Genomic DNA, 10049 nt, shown 5'->3' on the forward strand with positions numbered 1-10049 from the left:
TGCGTGGGTGGACGCGGGCGCCTGATGACGCGGAGCTGGAGGGGGATCGGCCGGGGCGGCCGGAAGTCGAGGGGGTGCGTGCGGGCAGGAAGCGGCGTACGCGGGGGCGGGCTAGCGGACCGGGCCGCCTCTGGTCAGGAGGCGAGCCCGAGGACCGTGAGCAGCGTGCGCAGTTCGCGGCTGGCCACTTGGGCGCCGTACAGCTGGGCCACGCCCGTGACGTTGAGGACGATCTCGTCGACGCCCGCCTCGCGGAAGGCTTCGAGTTTCGCGAGGAGCTCGGCGGGCTCCCCGTAGAGGAAGGCGTCCCCGGCGACCAGGGCCGCGCCCCGCGCGCTCTCGTCCTGCGCCTCCGAACCGGTGGCGGCGGGGAGTTCGACACCGCCGCGCCGGAGCATGTCCTGGTAGTGCGGCGCCTTCAGGTGGTGCCGGTTGGAGGCGAGGGCCAGGCGTACGGGGTCCCGGTCGGGCGCCGCCAGGGCGATCGGCACCATGGCCACCACCTTGGGCGCCGGCCGGTCCGCGCTCTCGGCGCTCTTCCGCACCTCGGGCACGATCGTGTCGGCCAGGTAGCGGGCCGGGGTGAGCCAGCAGATCGCCGCGTCGGCCACCTCGCCGGCCACCCTGGCCATGCCGGGGCGCAGGACGCCGAGTCCGATCTCGACGGGCGGTCCGGGGACCGGCGGGAGCAGTGCCTCCTGGTGCAGGTAGTCCCCGTCCAGGACCGTGTCCGTCCCGTCGAGGGCGGCGCGTACGGCGGTCAGGTACTCCCGGGCGGCGGTGAGCGGGCTCCGGTACGGGGCTCCGAGCAGGGCCTTCTGTACGGCGGGGGCTCCCGGTCCGTAGCCGGCGAGGACCGGCTGACCCGTCATCAGGGCGAGCGAACGGGCCTGGAGGGCGGCCTCCGTGGGGTGGCGCAGCGGCATCAGGGTCACTCCGAGCCCGACCGGGACCCTGAAGCCGGCGCCGGCGGCGTGGGCGAAGGCCTGGTGGGTCTCGGTGACCAGGCTCTGTCCCTGCCAGAGGCGTTCGGCCCCGGTCCAGTGGACGAGCCCGGCGAAGGGCAGGAGCTGCTCGGGGCGGCTCGGGACGAAGGGAACGAGCACCGAGTAGGCGGTCATCGGACTTTCTCTCCTTGTGCTCGGGGTCCGGGAGTTCGTTTCCCGGGAGCCGGATGGTGAAGATCGGAATGGTCGGTGAAGATCGAATGTCGTGTAAACCGGCCCGGCTGGAATTCCGTGGGGAGATCGGGTGGCGATCTCTTCCGGAAGGACCCGGCGGGCGGGGCTGCTAGTCCCAGTTGTGGGTGTCGCGGCCCGGGATGATCACGCAGACGCCGGGGAGCGGGAGACCGGCCGGAATCGGGACGCAGACCTGGGTGGCGGGGGCGGGAACCGGGGCGGGAGCGTCGGCGTTCGCGGTGCCGGCACCGGCCAGGCCGATGAGTACGGCGGCGGCGAGAGTGACGCTGAGGCGCTTCATCATGGTGGTTCCCCCTTGATTTGCGGTCCGTCCCGGATCCGGCCTTTTTCCGCCCGGTTCCGGTGGCCTCCGGTGTTTCCCGGCGGCTCCTTGTGACCACAACTCTGCCGTTCCCCGAGCCCCCGTTCGAGGGCTGTCGCGCGCAGCTTGCTGCGTTCTGCGAGGTCACTTACTGCACCGTCCGCACCCCCCTTCTCCACCGGGATCCGGAAGCGGAATGGATCATTGCCGTAGCCTCGACCCGGGGTAACAGGTAGATCTAGGCCAGGTAATGACCGGCCACGGCGTTGGGGGAATCCATGGGGGATCCGGATCTGGCGTTTCTCGATATCGATCCGGAGGACGAACGCTTCTACCGCGTCCTGCTCAGGAGCGGCGGCGCCGATCCCGAACAGCTCGTGCGGCACGCGGACCTGGACGAGAAAGCGGTGCACGTCCTGCGGCAACGGGTCACGGCGCTCGGTCTCGCCGCGATGACCGACGGGCTGTTGCGCCCCGTCAGTCCCGCCAAGGCGGTGCAGCATCTGATCGACGCCCGGCTCGCCCGCATCCGGCAGGAGCTGGAGACCAAGGCCGCGACCAGCGCGATCGTGGCCTCACTGCTGGCGGAACGGAACGCGGCCACGACCTCGGACGCGATCGCGGGGGCCGACCGGCCTCCCATGGAACGGCTGGTGGGCATCGAGCAGGTGCGGGCGGCCATCGACGAGCTGACCTTCTTCACCCGCTCGGAGTCGATGACCACCTGGCCCTCGGGGGTGATGCGGCCCGAGATCATCGAGACCTCGCGCCCCGCCGACGCGCGCATCCTGCGGCGCGGGATAAGGATGCGCAGCCTGTTCGGGGCGGCCGCGCTGGACGATCCGGCCACGATGGCGTACCTGCGGGAGCTGGTCGGCAAGGGGGCGGAGGTACGGGTGTCGCGCCTCGACCTGGAGCGCATCCTCATCTTCGACCGGGCGGCGGCGCTGACGCCGATCGACCCCTCCGACAGCAAGCGGGGGGCGCTCCTGACCCGCGAACCGGGCCTGGTGACCACGCTGGTGTCCCTCTTCGACCGGATGTGGGGCCAGGCGCAGGAAATACCGGCGGCGGCGTCGGCCGAGGAGGGGCCGGCGGTGTCGGGCGAGCGCCCGACCGAACTGGAGCGCCGGATCCTGGAGTCGCTGTGCACGGCCGACAAGGACGAGAACGGGGCGCGGGACGTGGGCATCTCGGTGCGGACGTACCGCAAGTACGTGGCGACGCTGATGCACCGGCTCGACGCGTCGAACCGGTTCCACGCGGCGCTGCTCGCGCGGGAGCGCGGCTGGATCTGAGCGGGGCGGGCCGGGCGGCGGGCCCGTAAGGACGGCCGGGCCGCCGGCCCCGGTAAGCGCGGAGTCCGCGTCGGAGGTGTTCCTCCTTCGCGGACTCCGGTTAATCCGGTTAAGAGGGCCACGGCTAGGAGCGCGACCGCTGGAGGGCGCGGGCGCAGGAGAGCACGCCGACGGCGAGCACACCCATGACCACGTACCGCGCGGTGCCGTCGAACAGCACGGTGGACGAGGCCAGGAGGGCGATCAGCACACCGGTCGTGACGGCGAGCGGGTTCTTCTGGGTCTGGCTCTGGGCCATGGTGGTGGCTCCTTCGGAAGCGGGGATGGCCATTCCACTCTGACAGCGGGGCCCGGCCGCCCGGCCCCGTTGCGGGTACAGCTTCCGGCATTCCGCTTCGCAGCATGCTGCGAGGCGGGCCGCGCCGAACCCCCTCCTGCGAGCCCGGCCGGGGCCCCTCCACGAAACAAAACGAACGTTCTCCGGCTCGGTCAGCGCCCGGGGGCGCGGTGGCCCCGGTGCCCGTCGAGCAGCGTGCGCAGCCGCTTGCGGCCGCGGTGCAGCCGGGAGTTGACGGTGCCCGACGGAATGCCGACCAGCTCGGCGATCTCCTCGTACGGCAGTCCCTCGACGTCGGCCAGGTAGACGACGGTCCGGAAGTCGCCGGGGATCGCGCGCAGCGCCTCGCTGACGACGGGGTCGGGTATCCGGTCCATGACCTGGGACTCCGCCGAGGGCAGCCCCCCGGAGGTGTGGGAGGCGACGCTCGCGAGCTGCCAGTCCTCGACGTCCGGGGTGTGCGCGAAGCGCGGCCCCACCTGCCGCTTGCGGTAGTCGGTGAGGAAGACGTTGGTGAGGATCCGCAGCAGCCAGGCCCGCAGGTTCGTACCGGGGCGGAACTGGTGGAAGCTCCGGTACGCCCGGACGTACGTCTCCTGCACCAGATCCTCGGCGTCGGCGGGATTGCGGGTCAGCCGCGTTGCGTGGGCGTACAGCAGGGGCCGGTGGCCGACGGCGTCCCGCTCGAAGCGAATCGAGCGGTCTTCGTCCGTCTCTGTGGCGGCGACCGTGGTCGTGTCCGTGTCGGTCATGGGTCTCTTGCGCTCCTGTGCTGGCGGAGCCGGATTCGGCACACGCAAGATGCCATGGGGATCGTTCGGTTTTCCGCGTCTCCGCAAGATCCCGGACGACCTTGGCAACTACCCTTTCGGCTCCGTCTTCGCCTCCGGCTCCGCTTTCGCCGCCGCCTCCGGCAGTGTCAGCCGCAGCGCGCCGCGGGCTTCTTCGGTGGCGACGGCCGGCAGGAGGTAGCGCCAGAGCGAGGCGATCCGCTGCGGGAGGTCGGCCCGCCCGGTCGACATCTGGGAGAAGAGCTGGGCCCCGGTGAAGGAGCTGACCAGGATCCAGGCCAGCTCGTGGTCGTCCACGTCCGGCTGGAGTTCGCCCTTGGCGCGGGCGAAGCGCAGCTGCTGGCGGAATTCGAGCACCCAGGCCTGGTAGGCGACGTCGTCGCGCAGGCCGAACTCCCCCTGCTCCACGGCCAGCCGCACGCCGGCCCGCAGCACCGGATTGTGCCGGAGCTGGTCCGCGAGGTAGAGCGTGATGTCCACCAGGCGCTGCAGGCCGTCCTCCCCGGCCGGGAACTCGAGGCCCTCGCCCTGGCCGACCATGACGGCGTAGGCGAGCTCCTCCTTCGAGGCGAAGTGGAAGTACATCCCGCCCTGCGTGACGTCGGCCCGCTTCATGATCTTGCTGATGCTGGCACCGCTGAACCCGAACTCGTCGAACACCTCGGCGGCGGCCCGCAAGATGGTCGCTTTGGTCTGGATCGCGCGGTTCTGCGGGGCGCGCTCCGTCTTGCGCTCAGCCATGTGCCCAACTTCTCTCGACAAACAAAACGAACACCCGCTATTTTACACCCCGTTCATATTTCGGCACCAGTGTCCCGCCCCGCGGGCGTGCGGGCCTTCGGTTCAGTGGGGGGTACGGGGCGTGCGCAGGCCCGTGACGACCATGTGTGTCAGAAGGGCGTAGCTCTCGTCCAGGGCTTCGGGCAGGGCGAAGGCGCCGCCGGTTTCGAGGGAGACGAACCCGTGGGCGGTGGCCCGCAGGCAGCGGGCCGCGTGGACGGCCGCCGCGTCCTCCAGGCCGTAGGCCCGCAGGGTGGCGAAGAGGATCGTGATGAGGCGCTCCCCGGCTTCGGCCGTCCGCGGTTCGGGGCTGTGCAGCAGGGCCGCGTACCGGTGGGGGTGGCGCAGGGCGTAGGTGCGCCAGGCCGTCATGAACGCGCGTATCGCCTCGTCGGCGGAGCGGCCGATGACCGCCACGCCGATCTCGTCCGCCATCTCGTTCATGATCCGCGCCGACAGGAGGTCGCGGAGCTCGGCGAGGTTGCGCACGTGCTTGTAGAGGGAGGGGGTCGCCACGCCCGCCCGGGAGGCCACCGCCGACAGGGTCAGGCCCGCCGGTCCCTCCGCGTCGACGAGGCCGAGCGCCACGTCGACCACCGCGTCGGCGGAGAGCGAGGCCCTAGGCACGGGCGGTCTCCTTCAGGAAGGACACGATGGCCGCGGCGGTCTCGGCGGGGTACTGCGCGTGGGCGTAGTGGCCCGCACCCTCGATCATCACGAGCCGGCCGCGCCCGGCGGGCAGTGCGGCGACGATGGCAGCGCCCTCCGCGGCCGGGTCGGCCCAGTCGCAGTCGAGGTCGCCCTCGACGATCAGCGCGGGGCACCGGACGTCGCCCAGGCGGGCGCCCGCGTCGGTGGGGGCGGACATCCCCATCTTGGCGACGACGGCCATCCGGCCCGGGCGGCCCAGGTCGGCGTCGAGCGCGGCGAGGTGGGCGGCGTGACCGGCGGGACGGGCGCCCGGGTAGGCGTGGTCGAGGTAGCGCTTCCACACGCCGCGGCTGCGCAGGATGCCGGTGCCGAGCAGCAGGAACATGCCCTTGCGGTAGCGGGCGTTGGAGCCGAGGGCGCCGAGGTCGATCTTCTGCGCCTTGGTGAACGGGCTGATCTCGACGATCGCGTCGACCAGCGCGGGCTCCTGCGCCGCCGCGATGGTGGCGGCGCCGCCGGCGAAGGAGTGGCCGACGATGACGGCCGGGCCGCCGAGGTGCCGGATCAGGGCGAGCAGGTCGCCCGCCACGTCGGTACGGGTGTACGAGGCCCAGCCGGTGCTCGATTCCCCGTGTCCGCGCAGGTCCGTGGAGGCGACGCGGTACCCGGCGGCGACGAGGAGGGCCGCGGTCTCGCGGTAGGCCCCGCGGTTGTCGCCCATGCCGTGGGCGAGCAGGACCAGCGGGCCTTCGCCCGTGACCTCGTACGCGAGCCGCCCGCCACCGGTGCTCAGAAACTCCGTCATGACCCGTCCCCCGGAAACCGCGACCAGCCCCAGTGGCTAATCTCTATAACCCCTAAGCTAATATCATTAGCCAAGAAGGTCAACGCCTACTTCGGGTCGCGGTGGAACAGGGACTTGGACCAGAAGTAGCCGAGCGCGGCCAGCCCCAGGCACCAGGCGACGGCGATCCACCCGCTGTTGCCGATCTCGGTACCGAGCAGCAGCCCGCGCAGGGTCTCGATGGCCGGGGTGAAGGGCTGGTACTCGGCGACCGGCTGGAACCAGCCCGGCATCGCGTCGACCGGGACGAAGGCGCTGGAGAGGAGCGGCAGGATCATCAGCGGCATCGCGTTGTTGCTGGCGGCCTCGGCGTTCGGACTGGTCAGGCCCATCCCGACCGCGATCCAGGTGAGCGCCAGGGAGACGAGCGCCAGCAGACCCAGCGCCAGCAGCCATTCCACGGCGGTGGCGTCCACGGCCCGGAAGCCGATGGCCACGGCGACGGCCCCGACGAGCACCACGCTCATCACGCACTGGATCACGCTGCCGACGACGTGCCCGATGAGCACCGAACCGCGGTGGATGGGCATCGTGCGGAAGCGGGCGATGATGCCCTCGGTCATGTCCGTGGCCACGGACACCGCACTGCCGATGGTGGTGCCGCCGATGGTCAGCATCAGGATGCCGGGCACGAGGTAGGCGAGGTAGTCGGAGCGGTCCCCGCCCCCCAGGCCCGCGCTCATCACGTCGCCGAAGACGTAGACGAAGAGCAAGAGCAGCATGACCGGCGTGAGCAGCAGGTTCAGCGTCATCGAGGGGTAGCGCCGCGCGTGCAGGAGGTTGCGGCGCAGCATCGTGGCCGAGTCGCGGACGGCGAAGGAGAGAGTGCTCATCGGACGTCTTCCTTGGTCTGGTGGGTGGAGGCGGTCAGGGCGAAGAACACGTCGTCGAGGTCGGGGGTGTGCACGGTCAGCTCGTCCGCCTCGATGCCGGCCGAGTCCAGCAGGCCCAGGAGGGAGCGCAGCGCGCGCTGGCTGCCGTCGCTGGGGATCTGCAGCGCCAGCGCCTCGTCGTCCCGGGTGACCTCACCGAGCACGGCGACCGCGGACCGGTAGGCCGCCGGATCGGAGAACCGCAGCCGCACATGACCTCCGGGGATCAGCCGCTTCAACTCCTCGGCCGTACCCTCGGCGGCGATCCGGCCGTCGTTCAGCACCGCGATCCGGTCCGCGAGCTGATCGGCCTCCTCCAGGTACTGCGTGGTGAGGAAAACGGTCACCCCACCGGCAACGAGCCCGCGGATGATCTGCCACATGGTGTGCCGCGACCGCGGGTCCAGCCCGGTCGTCGGCTCGTCGAGAAAGATGATCCGCGGATCACCCACCAGCGTCATCGCAATGTCGAGCCGCCGCTTCATGCCGCCCGAGTACGTCGACGCGGGCTTCTTCGCGGCGTCGGTGAGGTCGAACCGCTCCAGCAGTTCGGCCGCGACCCGACGCCCCTCCCGCTTGGACAGGTGGTGCAGATCCGCCATGAGCAGCATGTTCTCCTCACCGGTGATCAACCCGTCCACGGCGGAGAACTGCCCGGTGACCCCGATCGCCGCCCGTACCCCGCCCGGGGAGGCCGCGATGTCGTGGCCGGCGACCCGGGCCTGTCCGCCGTCGGCGCCGATGAGCGTGGACAGGATCTTCACGACGGTGGTCTTGCCCGCCCCGTTGGGCCCGAGCAGCGCGAACACGGACCCGGCCGGAATGCTCAGATCGATGCCGTCGAGGACGGTCTTGTCTCCATAGGACTTGCGCAGCCCGACACCAGAGACGGCAACCGGATCTGACGTGTGCATGACAGAAGAAGGCATGGAGCCCTCCATTCGAAGGCTGAAGTGACGGGGGGAAAAGAGAAGCTCAGGCTCCGGAAGCGAGCGAGCGACGGACATCGATGTTCCCGTACTTGGTCCGGGCGCGGACCTTGACGGTGTCCTCGGGCCCGTCCGGGCTCCCGGAGGCGGTGAGCGTGTTGCGCACCTGGCCGGAGCCCGAGCTGACGTCGAGCCAGGCGGCCGTACCCTCGCGGACGCCGACCTCGATGGCCCCGTAGGAGGTCTCCAGCTCCACCGTGCCGCGGGCGACTTCGCCCACCCGCAGGGTTCCGTGGGCGGTCTTGGCGGTGACCGAGTCCTCGGCGCGCCGGATCTCGATGTCACCGTTGGCACCGCTCACCCGCAGCTCGCCGATGGCGGCGCCGACGGTGGTGGTGCCGTGCGAGTTCTTCAGGACCGCGGGGCCGTCGACGAAACCGAGGCGCAGGCTGCCGGAGCTGGTGGTGATCTCGGTCGCGCCCTCGGCCCGGTCCACGGTGATCGAGCCGTGCGACGCGATGAGCCGGAGCGGGCCGGTCGTGTCGAGGCGCACGTCCCCGGACGAGGTCTTCACCCGGACCTCGCCGAGCCGGCCCTCGCCGAGCACCTGGGTCCAGGAGCCGGTCGTGTCGACGTGCGAACCCGTGGGCAGTTCGACCGTCACGTCGACGATGCCGGGCTTGCCGAACGGATTGGACTTGGGCGTCCTGACGGTCAGCACGCCACCGGCGAACGTGACCTCGGTCTGCTCGGCGGTCCTTACGTCCTTGTCCCGCTTCGGGTCCCGCGGCTGCACCGCGACGACGGTGTCGCGGCGGTCTCCCGCGGTGAACTGGATGGAACCGGCCTCCACGTGTGCGGTGACCGAGATCGCTTCGGAGGTGTCGAAAGAAGGCATGGCTGTCCCGTCCTCTTGGGTCTTGGCGAACTGAATGGACTAACGAACCCAGCCCGTGAAGCTCTGTCCCACGCTCTGGGACTTCTCCGTCGCACGCGGCCGGGCGCCACCGTCCACCGCGGCCGATACGGCGCGCACCAGCCAGGCGTTGACCGACAGCCCCTCGCGGCTCGCGGCCTCCTCGGCGCGGGTCTTGAGGTGCGCCGGCAGGCGCAGGTTGACCCGGGCGGTGCCGCCCTCGTCACCGTCGGCGGAAGCGAGGTGCGGCGCGAGCGGTTCGGCAGCGGCCGGCTCCGCGGGGGCGTGACTCTCGCCCGCCGCTACGGTCACCACGAACTCGGGGTCGAGCCCCCGCAGCCGTACGTCGACCGAGCCGGGGGCGAGTTCACGGGTGACCTCGTCCATCGCGGCGGACAGCACGTTGAGCAGGGTCAGGCGGGTCGCCGACTCCAGGGGAGCGGTGAGCCTCTCGGCCAGCTTGCGGGCTTCGTCGCCGCCGGCCTCTGCGGCGACGGCGAGCTCTTGGCGGAGGGTGGTGACGTAGGGCGTGAGGTCCATGCCCTCAGCATGACACAGCCATGGCACCATGTCGAGCCAATGTGGCACCACTCCCCCGTCCGGTGACACCACCACCCACAAACACCCTGCTCAGCCCACTGACACCACGATGCGCCACGATGGCACCAGACCAACACCACCGCTGCGCGGGGCGAGTCCCCGCAGCACCCTTCGCCGCTGCACGGGGCGAAATCCCCGCAGCACCCTTTGCCGCTGCGCGGGGCGAAGTCCCCTACCCGCCCTTCCACCGTTCCCCGGGCCGGCCCGGACCCGGTCCTCAAACGCCGGACGGGCTGAAAGCGGGGCCCCGGGCTGCGCCCGGACCCCCTGGGGCTCCGCCCCAGACCCCGGTCCTCAAACGCCGGACGGCTGAAAAGACAAACCCCGGCCGGGACCGAATGTCCCCAGCCGGGGTCGAATGTTCCCCCGGCCGGGGTCGGGGGCTGCGGCAGGGGCGGGGACGGGGGCGGGGTGGGGTGTTGGCCTGGACGTAGAGCGTGATTTGTGGCGCACAGGGAAGCCAAAACTGTCGAAAGTAGGGGGAAGGGCGCCTAAATCATGCAGTCCAGGCCAACACCCCACCTGCTG

At 71.1% G+C, this 10049-nt stretch carries 12 protein-coding genes; 1 reads left to right on the plus strand and 11 read right to left on the minus strand.

Annotation, left to right across the window (positions count from 1 at the left end; translation table 11 throughout):
• Positions 1–134: 134 nt before the first annotated feature.
• Together ACFWNV_RS29750 and ACFWNV_RS29755 are read right to left on the minus strand one after the other, a co-directional pair.
• Entirely contained in the window at positions 135–1121 is a 987-nt protein-coding gene (locus tag ACFWNV_RS29750; protein WP_383952999.1) for an LLM class flavin-dependent oxidoreductase, read from the minus strand.
• A 169-nt stretch (positions 1122–1290) separates the two neighbouring features.
• A complete protein-coding gene (locus ACFWNV_RS29755; RefSeq protein ID WP_383953001.1) occupies positions 1291–1485 on the minus strand; it encodes a hypothetical protein in 195 nt (64 codons plus the stop codon).
• Between the two features lie 296 nt (positions 1486–1781).
• Between ACFWNV_RS29755 and ACFWNV_RS29760 the strand changes: the two genes are divergently transcribed.
• Positions 1782–2801 (plus strand): helix-turn-helix transcriptional regulator, encoded by a 1020-nt coding sequence (locus ACFWNV_RS29760; protein WP_383953003.1) that lies wholly within the window; start codon positions 1782–1784, stop codon positions 2799–2801.
• A 124-nt stretch (positions 2802–2925) separates the two neighbouring features.
• Here the strand turns inward: ACFWNV_RS29760 and ACFWNV_RS29765 are convergent, their stop codons facing one another.
• The 9 genes from ACFWNV_RS29765 to ACFWNV_RS29805 all read right to left on the minus strand — a co-directional run bounded on the left by ACFWNV_RS29765 (position 2926) and on the right by ACFWNV_RS29805 (position 9461).
• A complete protein-coding gene (locus tag ACFWNV_RS29765; RefSeq protein WP_383953005.1) occupies positions 2926–3099 on the minus strand; it encodes a hypothetical protein in 174 nt (57 codons plus the stop codon).
• A 191-nt stretch (positions 3100–3290) separates the two neighbouring features.
• Positions 3291–3890 carry a sigma-70 family RNA polymerase sigma factor gene (locus ACFWNV_RS29770; RefSeq protein ID WP_383953007.1) on the minus strand — a complete coding sequence of 200 codons (600 nt, stop codon included), beginning with the start codon at positions 3888–3890 and terminating at the stop codon, positions 3291–3293.
• Positions 3891–3998: 108 nt separating this feature from the next.
• Positions 3999–4670, minus strand: a complete 672-nt coding sequence (locus ACFWNV_RS29775; protein ID WP_383953009.1) for a ScbR family autoregulator-binding transcription factor — start codon at positions 4668–4670, stop codon at positions 3999–4001.
• A 102-nt stretch (positions 4671–4772) separates the two neighbouring features.
• A complete protein-coding gene (locus ACFWNV_RS29780; RefSeq protein WP_383953011.1) occupies positions 4773–5336 on the minus strand; it encodes a TetR/AcrR family transcriptional regulator in 564 nt (187 codons plus the stop codon).
• Positions 5329–6165 (minus strand): alpha/beta fold hydrolase, encoded by an 837-nt coding sequence (locus tag ACFWNV_RS29785; RefSeq protein WP_383953013.1) that lies wholly within the window; start codon positions 6163–6165, stop codon positions 5329–5331. Before ACFWNV_RS29785 ends, ACFWNV_RS29780 begins: the two co-directional genes overlap by 8 nt.
• Before the next feature lie 86 nt (positions 6166–6251).
• On the minus strand, positions 6252–7037 hold the full coding sequence (locus ACFWNV_RS29790; RefSeq protein WP_383953015.1) for an ABC transporter permease: 786 nt from the start codon (positions 7035–7037) through the stop codon (positions 6252–6254).
• Positions 7034–8005, minus strand: a complete 972-nt coding sequence (locus tag ACFWNV_RS29795; protein WP_383953017.1) for an ATP-binding cassette domain-containing protein — start codon at positions 8003–8005, stop codon at positions 7034–7036. The genes ACFWNV_RS29790 and ACFWNV_RS29795 overlap by 4 nt, the downstream gene beginning before the upstream one ends.
• 46 nt (positions 8006–8051) lie before the next feature.
• The gene (locus tag ACFWNV_RS29800; RefSeq protein ID WP_383953020.1) at positions 8052–8903 is read right to left on the minus strand and encodes a DUF4097 domain-containing protein; all 852 of its coding nucleotides are present in this window, start codon (positions 8901–8903) and stop codon (positions 8052–8054) included.
• A gap of 39 nt (positions 8904–8942) precedes the next feature.
• Positions 8943–9461 (minus strand): hypothetical protein, encoded by a 519-nt coding sequence (locus ACFWNV_RS29805; protein WP_383953021.1) that lies wholly within the window; start codon positions 9459–9461, stop codon positions 8943–8945.
• Between the last annotated feature and the right edge of the window lie 588 nt (positions 9462–10049).

The sequence above is a fragment of the Streptomyces sp. NPDC058401 genome (genome assembly GCF_042722885.1).
GTDB lineage: Bacteria > Actinomycetota > Actinomycetes > Streptomycetales > Streptomycetaceae > Streptomyces.

Bases quoted from the DNA above. Each gene is read 5' to 3' on its own strand.
- ACFWNV_RS29750 (WP_383952999.1), bottom strand. From the start codon at position 1,121: ATGACCGCCTACTCGGTGCTCGTTCCCTTCGTCCCGAGCCGCCCCGAG.
- ACFWNV_RS29755 (WP_383953001.1), bottom strand. From the start codon at position 1,485: ATGATGAAGCGCCTCAGCGTCACTCTCGCCGCCGCCGTACTCATCGGC.
- ACFWNV_RS29760 (WP_383953003.1), top strand. From the start codon at position 1,782: ATGGGGGATCCGGATCTGGCGTTTCTCGATATCGATCCGGAGGACGAA.
- ACFWNV_RS29765 (WP_383953005.1), bottom strand. From the start codon at position 3,099: ATGGCCCAGAGCCAGACCCAGAAGAACCCGCTCGCCGTCACGACCGGT.
- ACFWNV_RS29770 (WP_383953007.1), bottom strand. From the start codon at position 3,890: ATGACCGACACGGACACGACCACGGTCGCCGCCACAGAGACGGACGAA.
- ACFWNV_RS29775 (WP_383953009.1), bottom strand. From the start codon at position 4,670: ATGGCTGAGCGCAAGACGGAGCGCGCCCCGCAGAACCGCGCGATCCAG.
- ACFWNV_RS29785 (WP_383953013.1), bottom strand. From the start codon at position 6,165: ATGACGGAGTTTCTGAGCACCGGTGGCGGGCGGCTCGCGTACGAGGTC.
- ACFWNV_RS29790 (WP_383953015.1), bottom strand. From the start codon at position 7,037: ATGAGCACTCTCTCCTTCGCCGTCCGCGACTCGGCCACGATGCTGCGC.
- ACFWNV_RS29795 (WP_383953017.1), bottom strand. From the start codon at position 8,005: ATGCCTTCTTCTGTCATGCACACGTCAGATCCGGTTGCCGTCTCTGGT.
- ACFWNV_RS29800 (WP_383953020.1), bottom strand. From the start codon at position 8,903: ATGCCTTCTTTCGACACCTCCGAAGCGATCTCGGTCACCGCACACGTG.
- ACFWNV_RS29805 (WP_383953021.1), bottom strand. From the start codon at position 9,461: ATGGACCTCACGCCCTACGTCACCACCCTCCGCCAAGAGCTCGCCGTC.